The organism is Nonomuraea jabiensis, from assembly GCF_014204795.1.
Classification (GTDB): Bacteria; Actinomycetota; Actinomycetes; order Streptosporangiales; family Streptosporangiaceae; genus Nonomuraea; species Nonomuraea jabiensis.
The window spans coordinates 11,140,398-11,162,021 of record NZ_JACHMB010000001.1 but is presented as its reverse complement, the minus strand read 5'-3'; the positions used below and the strand labels follow the sequence as shown (position 1 = coordinate 11,162,021).

The following is a 21,624-nucleotide window of genomic DNA, read 5'->3' as shown; positions in this document are numbered from 1 at the left end:
GATGTCACAAGCCTTGCGTGGCGCTCGTTCCCTCCGGAGGTCCCATGGAGCACGATCTTCCCCCCGTTCTGTCACTGGACATCGGCGGCACCAAGCTCGCCGCAGGTGTGGTCACGGGCGACGGGCGGATCCACGGCTGGCAGGTCACCCCCACCCGCAGGGAGGAGGGGCCGCTGCCGGTCCTGGCCAGGCTGTTCGACCTGGGCAGGAAGTCCGTCGCGGAGGCCGGGCCGCCCCACGTGGCGGCCGTCGGCATCTCCTGCGGCGGGCCGCTGGACACCACGACCGGCGTGCTCGAATGCCCGCCGCACCTGCCGGGCTGGATCGACGTCCCGGTGGGCGAGATGGCGGCGCAGGAGTTCGGCCTGCCCTGCGCGCTTGAGAACGATGCCACGGCCGCCACCCTCGGCGAGTTCCGGTACGGCGCCGGCCGCGGCACCGCCACGATGCTCTACCTCACGATCTCGACGGGCGTCGGTGGCGGGTCCGTCATCGGCGGCCGCCTGCACCGGGGCGCCGCCGGCAACGGCGGCGAGCTGGGACACGTCATGGTCCGGCCGGGCGGGCGCAGGTGCTCGTGCGGCCGCCTGGGCTGCCTGGAGGCGTACGCGTCCGGCACCGCCATCGCCCAGCGGGCCCGCGAGGCCATCGCCGCCGGCCGGGCCTCGTCCCTTTCCGCGATCGAGCTCCCGACGGCCGAGGACGTCTTCCACGCCACCGAGGCGGGTGACGCGCTCGCGACCGAGGTGTGGAACGAGACCACATGGGCGCTCGGCAGCGCGATCACGGACCTCGTGAACGCGTTCGAGCCGGAGCTCGTCGTCCTCGGCGGGGGCGTGACCCGTTCCGGCGCCCGGCTCCTCGACCCCGTCCGCGCGGCCGTCGCCCGGGACGCCATGCCTCCCGCCGCCCGCACCGCCCGCATCGAGCTGTCCCGGCTCGGCGCCGGCGTCGGCGTCGTGGGCGCCGGCGCCGTGGCCCACGACCTTGTCGCCTCAGGGAAGTCCCATGCCTGACCCGATCTACCTGCCCGCGTCCCCATCGGAGGCGATCCCCATCTCCCGGCATCCGTCCCTCCGCGACGCCGTCCCGAACGGGCGCGCCTCCACCCCGGACACGGGGCTGGCCTCCGTGCTGGCCGAGCAGGTCGAGGCCCACATCAGCGCCGCCCGGAACCTGACGGCGCTGCTGCCGGCCGTGGAGGCCGCCGCGGACCTGCTCATCGAGGCGTTCACCCGGGGCGGCACCCTCTACACCCTCGGCAACGGCGGCAGCGCGGCCGACGCGCAGCACCTCACCGGCGAGCTGGTCGGCCACTACAAGCGCGACCGCCGCCCGCTCCCCGCCGTGACGCTCACGACCGACGCCACCGTCATGACCTGCATCGCCAACGACTACTCCTACGAGGACGTCTTCGCCAGGCAGATCAGAGCCCTGGTCCACGCGGGCGACGTCGTGGCCGCGTTCACCACCAGCGGCAACTCCCCGAACGTGGTCAGCGCGCTGGAAGCCGCTCAGACCAGTGGCGCGGTCACGGTACTGTTCGGCGGCGGCGACGGCGGCGCCGCGGCAAAGTTCGCCGACCGCCTTCTACTGTCGCCCTCCTCCGAGACCCCGCGCATCCAGGAGATCCACACACTGATGCTGCACATGATCAGCGAGAAGGTCGACGCATGGGCGGCCGCATGAACAGCCGGCTGGCCCCCATGTCGAACGCCCCCTCCGGCAGCCGGTCGCGCGGTCTCCCGAGGGCGCCGAGGCCGGCGGCCACCCCCGACCGCACCCTGCACATGATCGGGAACGCCCACCTCGACCCGGTCTGGCTGTGGCCGTGGCAGGAGGGCTACCAGGAGGCGCGGGCGACGTTCTGGTCGGCGATCCACCGCATGGACGAGTACCCCGACTTCGTCTTCACCTGCGACCAGGTCGTCCTGCTGTCGTGGGTGGAGGAGTCGGATCCCGAGCTGTTCGCCCGCATTCGCGACAGGGTCGCCGAGGGCCGTTGGGTCAACGTCGGCGGCTGGTGGGTGGAGCCCGACTGCAACCTGCCGTCGGGGGAGTCGTTCGCCCGCCAGGGCCTGTACGGGCAGCGCTACCTGAAGGAGAAGTTCGGGGTCACCGCCACGGTCGGCATGAACGTCGACCCGTTCGGCCACAACGCCATGCTGCCCGCGATCCTGCGCGGCCAGGGCATGGACTCCTACTGTTTCCTGCGCCCGGGACCGCACGAGAGCGAGCTGCCCGGCACGCTGTTCTGGTGGGAGAGCCGCGACGGCAGCCGCGTGCTGGCGTACCGGATCCCGTTCGAGTACTGCAGCCCGCCCGGCGAGGTCGCGGGCCAGACCGAGAAGGCGCTCGGCCAGCTCGACCGCTCGCTCGGCGACCTGATGATCTTCTACGGCGTGGGCAACCACGGCGGCGGCCCCACCAAGGCGAACATCGATTCCATCCACCGCTACGACGCGATGGGCACGTTCGGCGAGCTCACCATGTCCTCGCCGCGCCGCTACTTCGACGAGATCGCCAAGCGCCTGGGCGAACAGGGCCTGGCCGAGCTGCCCGTCTGGCGCGACGACCTGCAGCACCACGCGGCCGGCTGCTACTCCTCGCACTCGGGCATCAAGCAGTGGCAGCGCCGGGCGCAGGCGGCCCTGCTGTCGGCCGAGCGCTGGGCCGCCGTGGCGGGCCACGACGCCCGCGAGGAGCTCGGGCGGGCCTGGAAGCAGGTGCTGTTCAACCAGTTCCACGACGTGCTGCCCGGCTCGGCCATCGAGCCCGCCTACGACGACGCCCGCGACCAGCTCGGCGAGGCCGTCGCGATCTCCAAGCGGATCATCACCAGGGCGCACAACGTGATCGCCCGCGACATCGCCATCCCCCAGGAGGACGGCACCCAGCCGGTGGTCGTCTTCAACCCGCACCCGTGGCCGGTCACCACCCGGGTCGAGATGCAGTACGGCCTCGCGCCCACCGGTGTGCGCGTCGTGGACGCCGACGGCCGGGACGTCCCCTGCCAGCGCACCCAGTCGGTCGCCACCACGGACGACAAGGGGCGCGGCGCCACCGTCTTCCAGGCGGAGCTGCCCGCCCTGGGCTACCGCCTCTACCGGCTCCGCCAGGGCGAGGCGCCGTACACGAGCGGCCTGACCGCCTCCGCGCACCACATCGAGAACGACGTGCTCCGCCTGGAGATCGACCCGGAGACCGGCTGGCTGGCCGCGCTGCTCGACAAGCGCACCGGCGTGGACCTGGTGGCCGGGGCGCAGGGCGAGCACACCCAGATCTGCGCGGACCCGACCGACACGTGGGGACACCGCGTCGTGTCCTACGACTGGCCGGGCGAGGCGATGCGGACGACCCGCGTGGTGCTGCGCGAGAGCGGCCCGCTGCGGGCCCGCATCCGCGTCGAGCGCGAGTGGGGCCGCTCCACGATGGCCGAGGAGTTCATCCTGGGCGTCGGGGACGACGCGGTGGAGGTACGGGTCACGCTCGACTGGCGCGAGAAGGCCCACCTGATGAAGCTGCGCTTCCCGGTCGCGCTGGAGAGCCCGGTGGCCACGTACGAGATCCCCTTCGGCCACCTGACCAGGCCGATCGACGGCGCGGAAGAGCCCGCGCAGTCGTGGGTCGACCTGTCCGGAGCCGGTGCGGGGCTGGCCGTCGTGAACAACGCCAAGCACGGCTACGACGTCTCCCCGCCCTCCCCCGGCCCCGCCCCCGGACGTGGCCACAGCATCGGCATCACCGCCGTGCGCAGCCCGGTCTACGCCTGGCACGACCCGCGGCTGCTCGACCCGGACGGCTTCTACGCGTACCAGGACCAGGGGGTGCAGCGGTTCACGTACCTGCTGGTGCCGCACGCGGGCGACTGGCGCGCCGCCGGGCTCACCCGCCGCGCCGCGCTGCTCGGCTCCCCGGTGCGCGCGATGCTGGAGAGCTTCCACGACGGGCCGCTCCCCGCGGCGCGCGGCTACCTGGACGACGGCGGCGGCCAGGTCATGGTGACCGCGGTCAAGCTGCACGAGGACACGCCGCGCGACCTGGTCGTCAGGGCCGTCGAGACCACGAGCAGGCCCGCCGTGGCGGTCCTCGACATCCCGGCGGCCCGGATCAGGCTCACGGCGGACTTCGGGCCGGGCCAGCTCCGCACGTTCCGGATCCCGCTCGACGACCCGCTCTCCGCCGTGGAGACGGACCTGGTCGAGCTGAGCGTCCGCAAGGGCGCGTTCACGGTGGAAGCGTGGTGACCCCGGGGCTCGCCGCTCAGTTGAAGCAGTCCTGCTTCTTCAGGGCCATGCCGTACTCCTTGACCTTGCCGTGCTGGACGGTGAAGGAGTAGTAGGCCTTCTTGTTGCCCGGCACGGCGGTCACCCAGAAGCCGTGCGTGTCCTGCTTGAGCCGCGGATAGACCTTCTTCAGCTGCGACGTGGACGTCCCGATCGCCACCCCTTCGGAGGTCTTGGCGGACTTGGGCGCGAAGAAGGCGGCCACGCCCAGCTTCGGCGAGATGTACAGGCCGACGGCGTCCTTGCCGGTCGGGTACTTCTTCAGGTCCCAGCCCGAGCAGCCGTCGGCGCCGCCGTCGATCTTCTTGGTGATCGTGCCGGTCGCCCTGGCCTGCTTGAGCGACATGCCGAGCTTCAACCCGCCGAAACCGTTCGGACCGAGAACGGGCTTGGTCTGGGCGAGGGCGGGGGTGGCGGCGAGCGTCAGGGTGGCGGCCACGGCGATCATGAGCTTCATCATGATGGGTATGACGAGCGTGAGGCGCTCCTGGTTCTGAGTAGACCTTACTCATGTGCGCCCACGCGAGGTCGCTTCATCGTGGCAGCATGCGCTTACTCACAGTGTTATCCCTGATCGCGCTCAGCCTGGTGGTGGTCGGCGCGCCCGCCGCCCAGGCCAGTACGGGCGTCACGCTCCGGCTCACGATCAACAAGATCCACCAGATCGAGAGCCCCGACAACGGCACGGGCAACTACTTCCCCGAGATCCGCATCGGCAACGGCGACCTGCAGCGCAGGGACGCGGTGGAGGACGACGACTTCGATCCCAGCGTGTTCGACCCTCCGTGGATCTTCACCCAGGACGTGCAGGTCCCGGACGACACCACCAAGGTGCCGATCCTCATCCGCCTCTGGGACGAGGACGGCGGCCTCAACGGCGGCGACGACAAGCTGGACATCAGCCCGCAGAACCAGGACGACGACCTCGAGCTCCAGTACGACATCGGCACCGGCACCTGGACCGACCCCGGCGACTTGCTCACGCCGGGCCAGACCTACGTGGAGGGCGACGGCGACCCCAACTTCCCCAACGCGCACGACGGCAAGCGGGCGGGGATCGGCTTCAAGATCGAGCGGACCAGCGGCCCGCTGCCCGACATCGACGGCGACGGCATCCCCGACGTCATCGAGCGCTTCGGCATCCGCAACCCCGACGACTCGATGAGATTCGACCTGAAGCAGCTGGGCGCCAACCCCTGCCGCAAGACGGTCATCGTGTGGATCGACTGGATGACCGGCGACGCCCAGCACACCCACCGGCCCAAGGACGCCGCGCTCCAGGAGCTCAGGCGCGCCTTCGAGGACGGCCCGGTCAGGGCCACCCAGCCCTGCCCCTACGGCGTCCCGCTGGACGACGGGGTGGACTTCATCCCGATCGTCGGCACGGGCATTCCGGAACAGGCCGTGATGACCGAGAAGGACACCGCCTTCGCCAACGCCAGGGCGGCCGACCTGCCCAGGGAGCTGGCGCCGTACGCGCACTACACGATCTTCGCCCACGACCTCACCGCCGGCAGCGCGACCTCCGGCCAGTGCTGCGACCCCAGCCGCGGCAACCGCGACTTCATCGTCACGCTCGGCGAGTGGCGCACGTGGTGCGTCGACGGGGGCCCGGACGGCAAGCTGGACTCCGCCGTGGTGGGAGACGACTTCCGCAAGGACAGCCGGATCGGCGTCGGCGCCGACCACGTCTGCAACAGCAAGGTCAAGAAGGGTTCCGACGACATCCAGCTGATGAAGGTGGGCAGCGGTCCGGACGTCGTCCTCTCCGGTACGGCCCGCGACCAGGCCGGCACGCTGATGCACGAGCTGGGACACGCGCTCGGGCTCGCCCACGGCGGCGACACCCGGACCAACTACAAGCCCAACTACCTCAGCATCATGAACTACGCCTACGAGCCGGCCGGCATCCCGACGGGCCTGGACCCGGCGCCCCGCCGCCTGGACTACAGCCGGGGCGGCATGCCCCGGCTCGACCGCGACCACCTCGACGAGAGCAAGGCCATCGGCCCCGGCGACGACTACGCCCGCTGGAAGATCCCCAGCCGGCCGGAGCAGTACGGCCCGGTCGACCCGGCCGTCGACTGGCTGGACTGGAACGTGAACGGGACGGAGGACCCGCCCACGATCGCGGCCGACATCAACTCCGAGGACGACGTGTGCGTCCTGGCGGGCGCCAACAAGACGGTCGACTCCGCCAGGATGGGCGACGACCTCCGGTTCAACGACGCGATCATCCAGGGGCCCGACAACACCTGCCAGTCGACGCCGCTGGCGGGCAGCGACGACACGGGCCGCGACCCGATCCTCACCGACTACGACGACTGGGGACACCTGAAGCTCGACATCTCCAAGCCCGGCGCGGGCGCGGAGTCCGGCCGTGAGATCGACTTCGTGACCGCGGCCAAGATCGAGGCCGGCTTCCAGGACTTCTACACGCCGGACCTGGCCACCACCAAGACCGTCGACAAGGAGTCGGCCGAGCCCGGCGACACCCTCACCTACACGGTCAAGGTGGACAACGTCGGCAAGGGCGGGGCGAAGTCCGTCAAGCTCACCGACACGCTGCCCGACGGCACCGCCGTCACCCGCGACCTGCCCGACCTGGCCGCCGGGGCGAGCCGCAGCGAGACCTTCACCTACGCGATCCCGTGCGCGACCGACGACGCCGCCACGGTCACCAACTCCGCCACCGTCGAGGGCAAGAACGTGGCAGGCGGCGCGGAGGACGACACTTCCGACAACACCGGCAAGGCCTCGACCGCGGTCAAGGCGCCCAAGCTCACCCTGGCGGCGAGCGCGACGCCCACCGCCGGCGCGGCCGAGGCGGTGACGACCACGCTGACGGTGAAGAACACCGGAGGCGCGAGCGCCACCGGAGCCGAACTCACCTACAAGCTGCCGCCCGAGGTGTACTACAGCACGGCCCTCGACAAGGGCGCGGGCCCCAAGCCGGGCGCGGTCAACGGTGGCACGCTGACCTGGAGCCTGGGCACGCTGGCGGCCGGTTCGACCACGACCGTGGCCTTCAGCAGCCGTTCGAGCCTGCTCGTGGTGGGCGGGACCGTGCTGACGGGGCAGTCCCAGGTCTCCTACGGCAACGCCAAGGGCTGCTCCTACACCCCGGCCACGGCGACCTCCACCAGCACCGTGACCGAGACCGCGCCGAGCCGGGACCCGCGCCCGCAGGGCATCTGGCTGGCCTTCCCCTCGATGCGGACCTCGGAACTGCTGGCCAGGGTCCAGGCCACCGACACCCGCTTCGACGGGATCGACGGCTCGGCGCCCGACGGCCAGCTGTCCCAGCACGAGGTGGCGGCCGCGTTCACGCTGCCGCTGCTGCCGCCGCGCAACCTCCGCGCCGAGCTGCTGACCACGTACTTCAACCTGGGCAGCAGGCGGATCAACGCGGCGACGGCCGTCCGCACGATCACGATCGAGCGGCTGCACCTGCACACGGTCGGCGAGGCCGCCAAGCACGCGCAGCGGACCCTCGCCGACCCGAACCTCATCGGCGTCACGGACGCGATGGTGGCCCTCGTCGAGATCAACACGGGGGTCGCCGAGCGATACTGACCCTTATGGAGTTTCAAGAGGTGGTACGGCGGCGCCGCATGGTCCGGAACTACGACCCGGACCGTGCGGTGCCCGCCGCCGTGGTCGACCGGATCCTCGGCAACGCGCTGCACGCGCCCTCCGCCGGGTTCAGCCAGGGCTGGGCGTTCCTGGTGCTGGAGGATCCGGCCGACCGGGAGCGGTTCTGGGAGGCGTCCACCGACGACTCCGAGTGGGGAGTGGGGCTGCGGCGGGCGCCGCTGCTGATCGTCGCCCTGTCGCACAAGCAGGCCTACCTCGACCGGTACGCCGAGCGCGACAAGGGCTGGGAGGACAGGGACGAGGCCCGCTGGCCGGTGCCGTACTGGGACATCGACACCGGGTTCGCCTCGCTGCTGATGCTGCTGACCGCCGTCGACGAGGGGCTGGGCGCCTGCTTCTTCGGGATCCCGCCGGGGGAGCGGACGAAGGCGTTCAAGGAGGCGTTCGGGGTGCCGGAGGCGTACACGCCGATCGGGGTGATCAGCATGGGATACCGGGCGCAGGACAAGCGCTCGCCCTCGCTGAAGCGCGGCAGGAGGCCGCTGGAGGAGGTCGTGCACCGCGGCTCGTGGGGCGGTCCGACGTCGGGAACGTCTCCTCACCCGTCCTGAGGACGCCGCCGTGACCTGCGGGCGGCGGGGAGTCGCCCGCCTCATCCGTTCACCCGGCATCGCACAGGTTGCCGGTCCGCGGTGGCGCGTCGCAGTGCCCCTGTCGCGGTTCTGTCGTCGTTCTTTCCAGCAGCGGGCGGGCCGAGCGGCGCCGTCCTTTCAGACCGTCGGCCAGCTCGTTTGCAGGGCTGCCGCCAGCGGTTCCAGCACTGATGGGTGGTAGGGCGGTCGTAGGTAGACGATCGCGAGGTCTGCTCCGGCCTCGGCGAACGCGTGCGCGGCAGCGGCCGTCGCGGCCGGGTCGCCGTCATGGCGCACCTGGCAGGAAATCCGAATGCCGGACGGGTCCCGGCCCACGTCGGCGCAGTGTGAGTGAAGCACCTCGCGTGCGCGGCGGAACTGCTCGATCGGGCCGATGTCGAAGTTCCAGTGCTGGGCATAGCGTGCTGCGGTACGAAGCGTCCGCTTTTCGCCGCTGCCGCCGATGCCGAGCGGCGGATGGGGCCGCTGGACCGGCATGCTTCCGGTGCGGGCGGCGGTGAGCTGGAAATGTTCGCCGTGAAGTGTGGTGGTCTCCTGCGACAGCAGTCCGATCAGCACCTGGCAGGCCTCCTCCAGGCGATCGCTGCGCTGCCGGGGTGTGCCGAGCTCGATGCCGTAGGCGGCGGACTCCTCCTCGCTCCAGCCTGCGCCGACGGCCAGCTCCAGCCGGCCACCGGAGACGATGTCGAGGGTGGCGGCCATGTTGGCCAGCACGGCCGGATGCCGGTAGTGGACGCTGGTGACCAGGGTGCCCAGGCGGATGCGCCGCGTCGCCTGGGCCAGGGCGGCCAGAGTGATCCAGCCTTCGAGGCGGGGCGTGGCGGGCCCGGCGCCGTGGACGGGGTAGAAGTGGTCTGAGGTCCAGGCCGACTCGAAGACGTCCATCTCGTCGACGGCCTGCCACATGGCGAGCATGGCCGGCCACGTGGTGTTCTGTGGCGAAGTCTTGATCGCGAAGCGCATATCGCGAAAGTAACTCAGCCCCGCTGCTCCTGGGCTGAACGGAGGTTGGCAAGGGCTCCCCAGGGGAAGTCCAGCATGCCCGCCGGGGCCGTCGACGAAGCCGGCGCGGAGCTGCGGTGAGCGTCTTCGGCGCGGGTGCGATGGACGGGCTGCCGCCGCTCGGCGCCGGCCAGGCGAAGCATCCGGGCGGCCCATGATCTGGTGGTGGGATCGCCGCCGCCGCGTTGACGCTCGCGGCCGCCCACTGGCCGTCCGCTCCGGTCACACCGCGCCGGGCGTCAGGTGGTGTCCGGGCCGCGGTGGTCGGCGGGAGCCTGCAGCAGGGCGTTCGCCGATCGGTGGATCTTCCTGAGCGCGCTGAGGAGATGTACGCGTTCCGCCTCGGTGAGGTCGGCGGTGATCTGCTCTTCGAGCAGACGCCGTTCCTTCTCGATGGGCGCCTGCAGGGCGCGTCCGGCGTCGGTGAGCCACAGCCGGACCAGACGGTTGTCCCGGTCGTCGCGACGCCGGGTGAGCAGGCCCGCCGCCGCCATCCGGGTGGCCGCCTTGACCACGTTGGGGGTGGTGACGTTCAGCGCGGCGGCGACCTCGCCCGGGGTGCGGCCGTCCTGTTGCCACAGCACCGCGAGAAGGTGATCTTGCCCCAGGTGCAGCCCGTGGCGCCGCACGGCCGCCTCTGCCGCCGCCCGCAGCGCCTTCGACGTCTTGCTGTGCACGTCCAGGAATTCGGGCACCTCGAGGACCTCCGGTGATTGACAGCAGATCGTGTACCGGTTAACGTTCCCCTCGATCATTAACCGGTACACGATTTAGGGGTTCTCATGATACTGGTCACCGGCGCCACCGGAAACGTCGGCCGCGAGCTCGTCCGCGAGCTGGACGAGGCCGGCGTGCCGTTCCGCGTCCTGGTCCGCGACCCGGCCCGCGCCGCCGCATTGCCCGAGAGCGCCGAACGGGTCGTAGGGGACCTGAACGACCCGGCGACGCTGACGCCCGCCTTCGCCGGAGCCGACCGGCTGTTCCTGCTCACCCCCGGCATCGGCCTCGACCACACCCGGCACGCCGTCGCCGCCGCCCGGTCCGCCGGGATGCGCCACATCGTGCACCTGTCCTCGTTCAACGTGCTCGGCGACCCCATGCCCGCCATGGGCCGCTGGCACCACGAACGCGAGCAGACCATCCGCGCCTCCGGCATCCCGGCCACCTTCCTGCGGCCCGGCGGCTTCATGACGAACGCCTTCGACTGGCTGCCCACCATCCGCGAGGCGGGCTACGTCCTCGATCCGGCCGGTCCCGGACGATATGCCCCGATCGACCCCGCCGACATCGCCGCCGTCGCGGCCCTGGCCCTCACCGGTGACGGCCACCAAGGTCAGGAGTACGTCCTCACCGGCGAGGAGCTGTTCACCGTCAGCGAGCAGGTCAAGATCCTCGCCGCTGCGGCCGGCCGGGAGATCGCGGTCCGCGAGGTGACCACGGCGGAGGAGGCCGTCGCCTTCCGATTCCCGAACGGGGCACCGCCGGCGCTGGCCGAGGCTGTGATCGAGGGATTCCATCTCATGCGCGCCGACACCGCCGGCTTCCGTACCGACACCGTGGAGCGCCTGCTCCAGCGCAAGCCCCGCACCTTCGCCGCCTGGTGCGCACGTAACGCCGGCGCCTTCCTGGCCGCCTGATCCGCGTCTGCCTCCGTCACCGCTCGCGGAGGTCGGAGGTGGCATCGATGTCCGACGCGGCTGGAGCGCTGCCATACGGACGGCGGCGACACTCGTGCGCCCGCCCCCTGCCCGCGTTCATTCTCGGCCGCTGCCCGTCGTGCCGGCAGCCTGTCACCTCGCCCGATCCTGACTGAGCACCTCTAGGCCGGGGTCACGATCTGGATCAGGTTCCCGCAGGTGTCGTCGAAGACCGCCGTGGTCACCGGCCCTGCCGCCAGCGGCTCCTGCGTGAACGTCACTCCCAGCCCGCGCAGCCGCTCGTACTCGGCCTGGACGTCCGGGACCTGGAACGAGGCGGCCGGAATGCCATCGGCGACCAGCGCCTTCTTGTAGGGCCCGACTGCGGGGTGCCCGTCCGGCTCCAGCAGCAGCTCCGTGCCCTCGGGGTCCTCCGGCGAGACGACCGTCAGCCACTGGGCTTCGCCCAGCGGGATGGCGTGCTTCTTGGTGAAGCCGAGCACGTCGGTGTAGAAGGCGAGGGCCTTGTCCTGGTCGTCCACGAACACGCTGGTGATGTAGATCTTCACGGGGTCTGTCCTTTTCTGGTGATCGGCCACCGCTCGAAGATGGCGGCCAGGGGAGTGGTGTCGAGGTGGTGGAACTTGTACCGCCCCTGCTTGCGGGTGGTGATCAACCCGGCCTCCTCCAGCACGGCCAGATGCTGGGACACGGCCTGCCGGGTCAGGCTGAGCTGATGCCGGCCCGTCAGGCGGACACAGATCTCGAACAGGGTCTGGCCGTCGTGTTCGGTTAACTCGTCGAGGATGGTGCGCCGGGTGGGGTCGGCCAGGGCCTTGAAGATGTCGCCCATGCGGCGATGATAGGCAAGTCGTCACTTGCCTGTCAATGTGGCGGTGTCACGCTGCGTACGGCCGGCCCTTGCGCAGGTCACCCTCGTGATCGAACTGGGCGGTGGGCGTAGCGGTTCGGCGTGGAACGGCCAGGTGACGATGAGGACCGGCGAGCACATGCTCACCGCGGTGTGGAAAGCGGTGAGCGTGGCGATCAGCAGGTTCGTGTTCCCGATCTGGAGCTGACCCCTTCGCCGCGCGCCGCCCTGGTGCGCCGACGAGCGATCGGCCGGTAGCCACAACGAGGGCCGGGCTCCGGAGATCGATTCCGTGGCGGGGCCGGGTCTCGGGACCCGGCCCCGCCGTTCGGCTCGGGTGGGTCAGCTTCCGCCGCCCCCGCAACCGCCGCCTCCGCAGCCGGAACCGCCGCCGCAGCCCGAGGAGCCGCTGCCGCAGCCCGACCCGCTGCTGGCCGATCCGCCGCAGCCACTGTAAGAGGTGCCGCTGCTGCTGCTGGCGGACGTCGACCGTGGCCTGCGCCGAGGCGCGGTCCGCGGGACGTAGGTGTCCAGCGCCCTGCTCAGGTCCGTGTCGCGCAGTGCCCAGTGACCGTACAGCGCGATGTGAACCGGCCCGTTTCCCGAGCCGGCGGGGTGCGCCTTGCGTACCCGGTCCAGCTCCGCCGCGCCGTCGGCCGTGAGCCTGCCCCGCCTGAACCTCCTGTCGCCGGCGAGCACGGCCACCGCGCTGATCCCGGTGGCCGCCAGGACGAGCAGGGTGAGCAGCGGGAACAGCGTCGGGGTTGTGGCGAGTGCGACCACCCCTGCGACGACTCCCGCGACCGCCAGGACGGCGATCACCCGCAGCCCGCGGGCCAGCCGCGTAAGCCGCGTGAGACGGGCCTCGGTCACGATCAGGCCCAGCTCGGCGACACGGCGCTCCAGCTCCTTCATGGCCGGGCCGACGCCCACGGCCCGGCTCACCAGGAACCTTGACGGGCCGTCGTTCGCCGCGACGGCGGTCAGAGTCTCCCGCTCGACAGGATCGTTCGTGGCGGATTGCTTGGAGACGGTGTAGAAGCGCGGCCCCCGTGACACGCGCAGCTCTCCGTTTTCGGCCAGGAGCGTGATGGCCGTGTCGACCACTTTCTCGGATCCGCCCGCCAGATAGGCGAGCTCGTAATGGTCGAGCTCGCGAGCGTGGGATCCGGCCGCGGCCGCCCGGGTGGCGGCGTGCTCGCGTTTGATCGCGAAGGCGATGGTGACGGCGATCGCCGCCAGGGCCACCGAGAGAATCAGCAGGACCAGGTCCATTACGGCCTCCCCTCCGTGCAGCCGATGAGGCTGGTTATCTGAGAGACGCGTACGGAGACCATAAAGGTTTCGTTCTGCTCATTTAGATTTCCGGGCTTCTTCGCGATCGGCGGGATCCTCGGTCACCTCGGCCCGGATCTCCAAGGCGGTGCCGAGATTGGACATGTACTTGTCCCGGTCCGGATGGCCGACCGGAGCGGCCTGCACCGCTTGCCGGAAGATGGCGATGGCCTCGTCGAGGTCCGCCAGCGTTTCGGTTTCGTCGTCCGTGAACCGCATCAGCAACGCGACACCGAGCCGGCCGAGCACCGTCAACCGGTCGGGAGAATCCTCGGGCAGGACTCGCAGCGCCTCCCGCCACACGTCGATGATCTCCGAGACGTCCGGGGGCGCCTCCCTCTGCTTGATCCGCATCAGCAGGGTCTCACCGAGGTAGACGAGATAGCGGGGCCGGTCGGGATCGTCGTCGGCGGCCGCCTCCACGGCCTGCCGGATGGCGCTGATCGCCTCGTCGAGATCCGCCGTGTCCAGGGTCGTCCCGTACCGCAGCAGGAGCGCGATACGCAGATTGGCCAGCACCAGGGCCCGTTCCGGATATTCGTGGGAGGTGACGCTCTCGAGGCGCCGCCACGCGTCGACGACTTTGTCCGCGGGAGGGGGTTTGCGAGCCTCGGCGGATTGCCGCAGCAAATCGATGGCCAGGTCGATCGATATGGGGACGATGTCGCGCATGATTCCCCGCGGCAATGGTTTGTCGCCGTGGATCAGGCAGCGGGCGTACAACTGGAACGCGATATCTCGTTCGCCACGGCCTTTCGGGCCGAGGGCGCGGAAGCGGTGCCACATGAACTGCGCCAAGGTGAAAAGGGACTCGACGTCCGGCCGATCGTCCCGTAAGGAGGCGGCCAGGCGGCGGGCGTGCTCCGCCATCTCCGGGTCCAGGACGAGCGAATAGTCCCGCTCGGTGATGACGCTTTCCACGGCGCCCGCCAGCAGGACGCGCGAATTCGTTCCCACTGACGCCCCATCCTCCAGCCGGTGATGTCATGACGCCTTTTCGGCGCGCGTACCGGCAACCCTAATCGCCGTCCGAGGACAGCAGCGGATTCCGCGCTCCAGTCAACGAGCCGTGCCCGAGGGTGCCGGATCGCGGGCCCCTTCGCTTCGCGCGCCGCGTGCGCCCGGGGGCCCGCGTGTCCGGCTCGGCTCAGGGGCTCAGCAGCGGGGCGCCACCGCGTCGATCTTGCCGCCGAAGTCGTTCTTGTAGACCCTGCGGTAGTCGCCGTCCCGCACGACGCGGGTCTCCTTGCGGTCAGGGACGTGGATCCAGTTGATGAAACATCCGTCGGCATGCGCCATGAAGGAGCCCACGTTGTCGTGCAGGGCCGGTGGGACGTCCACGTAGCCGTTCCCCGGGTTCCAGCACCACGACGAGCCGGTGTAGTCCCGCCCGCTCCACAGGCAGATGTCGCCCGCCCGGGCCGACCCGGAGACGGGTGGGGCTGCCGCCGTGGCGGGGGCGGCACAAGCCAGGATGGCGAGGGCGACGCTGCCGGTGACCGATGCGATGCGCATGCCGCGTGTGGTCGACTTCATTACGGTTTCTCCTCGTGTCGGTGCAGCCTGGAGGGCTTCCAGGACAGCTCGATCACAGCCTGTAACAGATCCGACACGAAGCGCGTCTACCTGGCGGATACAAGATCCGGACCCGCGGTCGGGAAGAAGTGGCGGCCGCGTCATAGCGGGACGTGTGGGTGGGTGTCATCGCACCGAAATTGTTAACAATAGGGCCTAGTGTTTGGGCAGAGCGCCGTGATCAAGGCGTTCCGGGGCGTACCCTTGACGGTTGTCGTCGATATTGTAAACAATCTGGTTCCCGAGATGACCAACGACATTTGGGGGACCACGCATGGCGGACCATCCCAAGCCCTCCGCCCGAGCCCGTGAGCTCGTCGCGGGCGCCTACGACATCCACATCCACGTGGCACCCGATGTGATGCGCAGGCGGACGGACGACCTCACCCTGGCGGGGCGCTTCGCGGAGGTGGGGCTGGCCGGGTTCGTGCTCAAGTCGCACTACGTCCCCACGACGGAGCGGGCCGCGGTGGTGCGGGCGGCGGTGCCCGGGTTCGGCGCGGTCGGCGCGATCACCCTGAACGCGTCCGTGGGCGGCATGAACCCCGTCGCCGTCGAGATCGCCGCCCGGGGCGGCGCGCAGGTCGTGTGGCTGCCCACCGTCGACAGCGCCAACCAGCGGGCCTGCACGGCCGCCGACCCCGAGGGGGCCACGCCGCCCATGTGGGCCCGCCTGCAGGCCGAGCTCCGGGAGGCGGGGATGGCGGCCGATCCGGTCGACGTCGTGGGGCCCGACGGCGCCGTGCTGGAGCGGACCCGGCAGGTGCTGCGGCTGATCGCCGGGCACGACATGACGCTCGCCACCGGCCACCTCAGCGCGGACGAGATCGACGTCGTGGTGGACGCGGCCGTGGCGGAGGGCGTCCGGCGCATCGTGATCACCCATCCGGAGTTCACCTCCCAGCGGGTCGCGATCGACCGCCAGCGGGCGCTCGCGGCCAAGGGCGCCCTGCTCGAACGCTGCTTCACCACGCCCCACTCCGGCAAGGTCTCCTGGGAGACGTGGTTCGAGCACATCGCCGCCGTGGGCCCCGAGCACTCGGTGCTCTCCAGCGACCTCGGCCAGCCGTTCAACCCGCCCGTGGAGGACGGTCTCGCCCTGCTGGCCGACCGGCTGCTCGCCGAGGGCTTCACCGAGGAGGACGTCCGCACCATGGCCGTCGTCAACTCCCGCCGGCTGGCGGGCGCGGAACGAGCGGACAGGCCGGCGGGTGCCGAATGAGCGGTCCGGTGATCAAGGTGAGCGGGCTGGCCAAGCAGTTCGTCAAGGGCGAGGTCGGCATCGTGGCGCTGCGTGACTTCGACCTGGAGATCGCGGAGGGCAGCTTCGTCAGGGTGCTCGGCCGCAGCGGCTGCGGCAAGTCGACGCTGCTCAACCTGATGGCCGGTCTCACCGCGCCGACCGCGGGCGAGGTCGCCTACCGCGGCGAGCCGGTCTCCGGCCCCCGTACGCAGCTGGGATACCTCACCCAGTCCGACACGCTCATGCCGTGGCGGGACGTCCACCGCAACGTCGAGCTCCCCCTGGAGATCGGCGGCGTGCCCGCGCGGCCGCGCAGGGAACGCGCGGCCGAGCTCATCAAGAAGGTCGGCCTGGAGGGGTTCGAGCGGCACTACCCGCGCGAGCTGTCCGGCGGGATGCGCCGCCGGGTCAGCCTGGCCAGGATGCTGGCCGGCGACCCCGAGACGCTGCTCATGGACGAGCCGTTCGGCGCGCTCGCTGGTGGCCAACCTGGTCGACCGCTACTACGTGGACGTGGTGGTCGGCTCCTCCTTCACCGGCGCCGCCGCCGGCGACCCGCTCGACCGGCGCATCCGCGCCCTGCGCGGCAAGAAGATCGGCATCACCGGGCCGGGCAGCGGGACGGAGGCGCTGGTCACCTACCTGTTCGCCAAGGTCGGCATGGACTCCGCCACCGACTGCGAGCTGGTCAACCTCGGCAGCACCGCCGCCTCGGCGCTCGGCGCGCTCAAGGCCGGACGGGTGGACGCGCTCGCCTTCTTCCAGCCGATCGCCCAGCAGGCGGCCGCCGCCGGCATCGGCACCCGCTTCATCTCGCCCGCCGCCGGCGACGTGCCCGGCCTGGAACGGACCGCGCACGGCGTCGTGTTCACCACCCAGCGGATCATCGACAAGAAGCCCAAGGAGGTGGCCGCCTTCCAGGCCGCGCTCGAACGCGCCCAGCGCTTCATCCACGACGCCGACCCCGCCGAGATCACGCGGCTGCTGACCGTCTATCTCAAGGGCATCGACCCGAAGGCGCTGACCGAGCTGCCGGGTCTCATGCGTACGGAGATCCCGCGGGGCATCGGCTTCACGCGGGCCTCCTTCGACACGGCCATCGCCTTCCACCGCGCGACCGGCCTGGTCAAGCACCTCCCCACGTACGAGAAGATCGTGCCACCCGCGCTGCGGACGCCCTAGGCGGGTGTCCGATCGAACCTTTGATTTCCCATGTGCACCTGATTATCCAAGTTCGGGCACGACTCGATAGGCGCGTCCGAATTGTCGCCGCGCCCGAGATGTGGGAGTGGAGATCAGATGATCATTCAGGAAGTGCGGGAGAAGAGCGTCCCCGAGAGCCGCGCGGTCACCGGGACGGCCGTGGCCGACACGACGAAGCTGCTGCTGCAGCCGCCGTTCACGATCGAACCGGCGCCCGTCCAGCGCGCGGCCCCCGGCCCGGTCCCCATCCCGGTCCCGCCGATCGTCGGGCCCCGGATCCTCATCTACAAGCAGGACCCCACCGTCGCCGAACTGGGCGTCCGGCCGATCTTCATCCCGACCCCGGTCCTCAACGGGCCCACCGACGCCCGGATCATCACCCAGCTGCCCGGCACCACGCCCGTCGCGCGCAGCGTCAACGGCGACTTCATCTTCGTCCCCAACTCGCCGGAGTTCGACTGCTCGCACACGTACGCGGTCGTCCGGGAAACCCTGACGATGTACGAGCGCCACAACGGCGGCACGCCCATCCCGTTCGCGTGGAACACCGGCGGCAACATCGACCGGCTCACCGTCTTCCCGCACGCCGCGGTCGGGGCCAACGCCTTCTACACCAGGACGGCCAAGGCGCTGAAGTTCCTCTTCTTCACCCCGACCGGCACCACGCAGCAGGTCTTCACCTGCCGCTCGCTGGACATCGTCGCGCACGAGACCGGCCACGCGGTCCTCGACGGGCTCAAGCCGGGCTGGCTCGCCGCCGACAACCCGCCGCAGACCGGCGGCCTGCACGAGTCGTTCGGCGACCTGACCGCCGTCTTCCTGACGCTGGCCCAGCCGGACCAGGCCGAGGCGCTCGTCGCGCTCACCAAGGCCAACCTGCACGCCAAGTCGTTCCTGTCGGCCCTGGCCGAGCAGTTCGGACAGGCGCTCGGCCGGCCGTTCGGCCTGCGCAACGCCGACAACGACCTCAAGCTGAGCGAGGTCAGCAACGAGGTGCACGCGATCTCGCAGGTGTTCACCGGCGGCATCTACGACGTGCTCGCCGACATCTACGCGTTCGAACGCACCCGCCAGGGCGCGCTCAAGAGCCCCACCGTGATCCTCATGGAGGTCGCGAACCGGCTTTGCGAGCTGCTGTTCAAGGCGATCGTGAAGGCGCCCGCGACCAAGGCCACCTACACGGACGTCGTCAACCAGATGCTGCAGATCTCCGCCGCGCAGGGCGATCCCAACATCTACCGCACCTTCATCCGCAACCGGTTCGCCTTCCGCGAGGTGGTGACGTCGCCCACGCCGTTCTCCGAGATGCTCTCCGGCGAGATGGACTTCAGGAACGCCGACTACACCGGCGACGGCAAGACCGCGAAGGACATCACCAACGTCAAGCCCGCCGACGCGTCGTCGGCCAGCCTGCGCGCCGTGCAGGACCGTTCGGGCTGCTGCGGCACCATGCAGCTGCCGGAGTTCCAGGTGATCGGCACCGACAGGCTGACGACCAAGGGCGAGCTGCACGACGACGACATCCTCGCCTCCGAACTGAACGCGCTGAAGAAGGCGTTCAAGTAACCACGAGCCCGGAGCACCTCGCCGTATCGTGCGGTACGGCAGGGGGAGTCAGACATGCGCGTGAGGATCGAGAGAAGCGGCGGCTTCGCCGGCATCGAGGAGGCCGTCGGTGAGTACGACACCGACGACCTCCCCGAGCAGGAGGCCGCCAAGGTGTACGAGGCGCTGTCGGCCATCGACGCCGCCACGGCCGAGGGCGCGTCCGGGGAGGTGGGCGCCGACCTGATGACCTACCGGATCATCGTCGGAAACGGCGCGGGACGCGTCTACACGGTGTCCGACGACCCTTCGTCGAAGGCGGCCGACCCGCTGGCCGTGCTGCTGCGCCCGTCCGCCTGACCGGACGCCACCGTCCAGGCCGCGATCTGCGACCGCGAGTTGACGCCGAGCTTGTTCAGGATGTTGCGGACGTGGCTGTCGACGGTGTGCTCGGAGATGAACAGGCGGGCCGCGATCCGCTTGTTGCTCAGCCCGTCGGCGACCAGCCGGGCGACCTCCGCCTCCCGCTTCCCGAGCGGCCCCGCGTCGGCGGCGGGGGGTGTCCGGGCGGCGGGAGCCGGCTCGCCGAGCGCCAGCCTGATCGCGGCGTCGCGGCTCAGGCGTGCGCCGGCCTCGTACTCGGCCTTGAACCCGGGCTCGCCGAGCACGGCCGTCACCGACTCCTCGGCCCGGGCGACCAGCCGGGTCAGGTACGGCTGGAGGCTCGCGCCGGCGCCCGTGCGCACCGTCTCCGCCGCTCCGAGCAGCCGCGCCGCGACCTGCGCCTGTCCGGAGGCCGCGGCGTGGCAGCCCAGGGCGTCGAGCAGGCAGTACTGCGCCACCCGGTCGTCGATCCGGTAGGCGATCGGCAGCGCCTCCACGAGCAGCGGCTTCGACTCGTCGAGCGCGCCGGCCATCAGCATGGCCGAGCCCAGGTTCAGCAGCATCATGCCGAGGCTGTAGAGGTCGCCGATCTCCCGGCTGATCCGCACGCCCTGCGACGCCGCGGCCCTGACGTCGTCGAGGTCGCCGTCGGCAAGGCCGTTCAGCGCTCGCGACTGCAGCGCCATGAGCGTGGCCGGGAGGTCGTCGAGGGCCGCCGCGACAGAGTGGGCCTCCTCGGACAGGCGCCTGGTGGACAGGTGGTCGCCGGCCATGTTCGCGGCGATCGCGGCGAGGGAGAGCGACTGCGACAGCAGGCTGTACTGGTCCGCCTCCCGCGCCGCCGTCACCGCCCGTTCGAGCGCAGGGCGGGCGGCGGCCGGATCGGACTGCAGCACGGCCAGGAACCCGCGCATGTAGTACCCCTGAGCCCGCACCCGGGGGTCGTCGAGGCCGGACGCGAGCAGCTCGTCGAGCCATCGGACGCCCTCGCTCGTGGCCCGCGTCATCCAGTACCAGCCGAGGCAGTAGACGAGGGCGACACCTTCCCGGGGCGGGCAGCGACTGAGGACCGACCGGATGTTGTCGATCTCCAGGTCCATCCACGCCAGCCACTCGACGAGCCGGAACCGGGCCTCGGCAGCGGACCGCCCGCACCTCGACCGGTAGTAGCCGGTGCAGCGCCGCTCGACGGCCTCCTCCTCGCCGGCCGCGCGCAGCTTGAGGCCGGCGTACTCGCGCATCGTCTCGTGCAGCCGGTAGCAGGCCAGGGCGCCGGCGTCCTCCTTCGCCACCAGGGACTTGTCGACGAGCGAGGACAGCAGGTCCAGCGCCCGCTCCGCCGGCACGTCGTCCCACGCGCAGACCGACTCGACGTCCTCGAGGGTGAACCTGCCGGAGAACACGGACAGCCGCCTCAGCAGCGCCTGCTCGCCCGCCGCCAGCAGGTCGTGGCTCCAGTCGATGGTGAGGCGCAGGGTCTGATGGCGGGGCAGCGCGGCCCGTACCCCGCCGGTGAGCAGGCCGAACCGGTCGGACAGCCGGTCGAGGATCTGCTCGGCGGACAGGACCCGCGTCCTGACGGCCGCCAGCTCGATCGCCAGCGGCAGGCCGTCGAGCCGGCGGCACAGCTCGGCCACGGCGGCCTGGTTGGCGGCGGTCAGCTCGAAGGCGCCCGAACCGGCCGCGGCCCGTTCCGCGAAGAGCGCGACCGCCTCGTTCTGCCGGACGAGCTCGAGGGGCCCGGCCGCGGGCAGCCGGAGAGGCGGTACGAGGACCACGTGCTCGCCCGGCGCAGACAGCGGCTCCCTGCTGGTGGCCAGCACGCGTACGCCAGGTGCGGCCTTCATGATCTCGGTCACGAGCCGGGCGGCGGCTTCGAGCAGGTGCTCGCAGTTGTCCAGCACGATCAGCAGCCGCTTGTCGCGCAGGTGGGCCGGCAGCCGGGCCAGGGGATCGGCCGCCGCCTGGTCCCGCAGGTCCAGGGTCGCCAGCACGGTGTCGCCGACCCGCGCCGGATCCCGGACCTCGGCCAGCTCGACCAGCCACGCGCCGCCCGGGAACCCGCGTCCGAGGTCGGACGCCATCCGCACCGCGAGGCGGGTCTTGCCCACGCCGCCTGGCCCGACGAGGGTGACCAGCCGGGCCTCGGTGAGCTTCTTCCTGACTTCTGCCAGCTCGTGGCGGCGGCCGACGAAGCTGGTCGCTTCGGCCGGCAGGTTGCCCGAGCGGCGCGGCGGTCTGGCCATCGTTGCCCTGGACACTACTCCCGGCGGCGGATCGATCGGCCCTCAAT

General features: G+C 71.0%; 20 protein-coding genes and 1 pseudogene. 12 read left to right on the top strand and 9 right to left on the bottom strand.

What is annotated here, in order from left to right:
• Window positions 1–44 precede the first annotated feature (44 nt).
• Genes HD596_RS51055 through HD596_RS51045 form a run of 3 tightly spaced genes read left to right on the top strand, consistent with a single transcriptional unit; the run spans window position 45 to window position 4,247 of the window.
• Window positions 45–1,016, top strand: a complete 972-nt coding sequence (locus HD596_RS51055) for an ROK family protein (protein WP_185076615.1) — start codon at window positions 45–47, stop codon at window positions 1,014–1,016.
• A complete protein-coding gene (locus HD596_RS51050) occupies window positions 1,009–1,689 on the top strand; it encodes a D-sedoheptulose-7-phosphate isomerase (RefSeq protein ID WP_221519988.1) in 681 nt (226 codons plus the stop codon). Before HD596_RS51055 ends, HD596_RS51050 begins: the two co-directional genes overlap by 8 nt.
• Window positions 1,674–4,247, top strand: a complete 2,574-nt coding sequence (locus HD596_RS51045) for an alpha-mannosidase (protein WP_185076613.1) — start codon at window positions 1,674–1,676, stop codon at window positions 4,245–4,247. Before HD596_RS51050 ends, HD596_RS51045 begins: the two co-directional genes overlap by 16 nt.
• Before the next feature lie 16 nt (window positions 4,248–4,263).
• On the opposite strand, the gene HD596_RS51040 is transcribed toward HD596_RS51045, so the two are convergent.
• Window positions 4,264–4,746, bottom strand: coding sequence for a hypothetical protein (locus HD596_RS51040; RefSeq protein WP_246555443.1), 483 nt, complete (start codon window positions 4,744–4,746; stop codon window positions 4,264–4,266).
• 86 nt (window positions 4,747–4,832) lie between these two features.
• Here HD596_RS51040 and HD596_RS51035 point away from each other — a divergent pair, with 86 nt between their 5' ends.
• Window positions 4,833–7,862: a CARDB domain-containing protein gene (locus HD596_RS51035; protein WP_185076611.1), complete on the top strand. Its 3,030-nt coding sequence runs from the start codon at window positions 4,833–4,835 to the stop codon at window positions 7,860–7,862.
• 5 nt (window positions 7,863–7,867) lie between these two features.
• Window positions 7,868–8,494: a nitroreductase family protein gene (locus HD596_RS51030; protein ID WP_185076609.1), complete on the top strand. Its 627-nt coding sequence runs from the start codon at window positions 7,868–7,870 to the stop codon at window positions 8,492–8,494.
• Between the two features lie 159 nt (window positions 8,495–8,653).
• On the opposite strand, the gene HD596_RS51025 is transcribed toward HD596_RS51030, so the two are convergent.
• Window positions 8,654–9,499 carry an LLM class F420-dependent oxidoreductase gene (locus tag HD596_RS51025; protein WP_185076607.1) on the bottom strand — a complete coding sequence of 282 codons (846 nt, stop codon included), beginning with the start codon at window positions 9,497–9,499 and terminating at the stop codon, window positions 8,654–8,656.
• A gap of 278 nt (window positions 9,500–9,777) precedes the next feature.
• Window positions 9,778–10,233, bottom strand: a complete 456-nt coding sequence (locus HD596_RS51020; protein ID WP_185076605.1) for a MarR family winged helix-turn-helix transcriptional regulator — start codon at window positions 10,231–10,233, stop codon at window positions 9,778–9,780.
• Between the two features lie 87 nt (window positions 10,234–10,320).
• Here HD596_RS51020 and HD596_RS51015 point away from each other — a divergent pair, with 87 nt between their 5' ends.
• The gene (locus HD596_RS51015) at window positions 10,321–11,175 is read left to right on the top strand and encodes an NAD(P)H-binding protein (protein ID WP_185076604.1); all 855 of its coding nucleotides are present in this window, start codon (window positions 10,321–10,323) and stop codon (window positions 11,173–11,175) included.
• A gap of 182 nt (window positions 11,176–11,357) precedes the next feature.
• Here the strand turns inward: HD596_RS51015 and HD596_RS51010 are convergent, their stop codons facing one another.
• Together HD596_RS51010 and HD596_RS51005 are read right to left on the bottom strand one after the other, a co-directional pair.
• The gene (locus tag HD596_RS51010; RefSeq protein ID WP_185076602.1) at window positions 11,358–11,744 is read right to left on the bottom strand and encodes a VOC family protein; all 387 of its coding nucleotides are present in this window, start codon (window positions 11,742–11,744) and stop codon (window positions 11,358–11,360) included.
• Window positions 11,741–12,028 carry an ArsR/SmtB family transcription factor gene (locus HD596_RS51005; RefSeq protein ID WP_185076600.1) on the bottom strand — a complete coding sequence of 96 codons (288 nt, stop codon included), beginning with the start codon at window positions 12,026–12,028 and terminating at the stop codon, window positions 11,741–11,743. The genes HD596_RS51010 and HD596_RS51005 overlap by 4 nt, the downstream gene beginning before the upstream one ends.
• 37 nt (window positions 12,029–12,065) lie before the next feature.
• On the opposite strand from HD596_RS51005, the gene HD596_RS51000 reads away from it, so the two are divergent.
• The gene (locus HD596_RS51000) at window positions 12,066–12,254 is read left to right on the top strand and encodes a hypothetical protein (protein ID WP_185076598.1); all 189 of its coding nucleotides are present in this window, start codon (window positions 12,066–12,068) and stop codon (window positions 12,252–12,254) included.
• 134 nt (window positions 12,255–12,388) lie between these two features.
• Here the strand turns inward: HD596_RS51000 and HD596_RS50995 are convergent, their stop codons facing one another.
• The 3 genes from HD596_RS50995 to HD596_RS50985 form a co-directional block, all read right to left on the bottom strand.
• On the bottom strand, window positions 12,389–13,321 hold the full coding sequence (locus HD596_RS50995) for a TIGR04222 domain-containing membrane protein (protein WP_185076597.1): 933 nt from the start codon (window positions 13,319–13,321) through the stop codon (window positions 12,389–12,391).
• Window positions 13,322–13,399: 78 nt separating this feature from the next.
• Complete coding sequence (locus HD596_RS50990; RefSeq protein ID WP_185076595.1) at window positions 13,400–14,251, bottom strand: hypothetical protein; 852 nt, start codon at window positions 14,249–14,251, stop codon at window positions 13,400–13,402.
• Window positions 14,252–14,536: 285 nt separating this feature from the next.
• A complete protein-coding gene (locus HD596_RS50985; RefSeq protein WP_221519986.1) occupies window positions 14,537–14,917 on the bottom strand; it encodes a peptidase inhibitor family I36 protein in 381 nt (126 codons plus the stop codon).
• Between the two features lie 313 nt (window positions 14,918–15,230).
• On the opposite strand from HD596_RS50985, the gene HD596_RS50980 reads away from it, so the two are divergent.
• The 5 genes and pseudogenes from HD596_RS50980 (at window position 15,231) to HD596_RS50960 (ending at window position 19,307) form a co-directional block, all read left to right on the top strand.
• Entirely contained in the window at window positions 15,231–16,178 is a 948-nt protein-coding gene (locus tag HD596_RS50980; protein WP_185076593.1) for a DUF6282 family protein, read from the top strand.
• A pseudogene (locus HD596_RS66065) lies at window positions 16,175–16,654 on the top strand (ABC transporter ATP-binding protein); the annotation flags it as partial. The gene HD596_RS50980 and the pseudogene HD596_RS66065, both read left to right, overlap by 4 nt.
• Window positions 16,655–16,679: 25 nt before the next feature.
• A complete protein-coding gene (locus HD596_RS50970) occupies window positions 16,680–17,381 on the top strand; it encodes an ABC transporter substrate-binding protein (protein WP_185076592.1) in 702 nt (233 codons plus the stop codon).
• A gap of 117 nt (window positions 17,382–17,498) precedes the next feature.
• Complete coding sequence (locus HD596_RS50965; protein WP_185076590.1) at window positions 17,499–18,968, top strand: gluzincin family metallopeptidase; 1,470 nt, start codon at window positions 17,499–17,501, stop codon at window positions 18,966–18,968.
• A gap of 54 nt (window positions 18,969–19,022) precedes the next feature.
• Window positions 19,023–19,307: a protealysin inhibitor emfourin gene (locus HD596_RS50960; protein WP_185076585.1), complete on the top strand. Its 285-nt coding sequence runs from the start codon at window positions 19,023–19,025 to the stop codon at window positions 19,305–19,307.
• On the opposite strand, the gene HD596_RS64390 is transcribed toward HD596_RS50960, so the two are convergent.
• Entirely contained in the window at window positions 19,235–21,592 is a 2,358-nt protein-coding gene (locus HD596_RS64390) for an ATP-binding protein (RefSeq protein ID WP_221519985.1), read from the bottom strand. The two genes, HD596_RS50960 and HD596_RS64390, sit on opposite strands and share 73 nt — an antisense overlap.
• Window positions 21,593–21,624 lie beyond the last annotated feature (32 nt).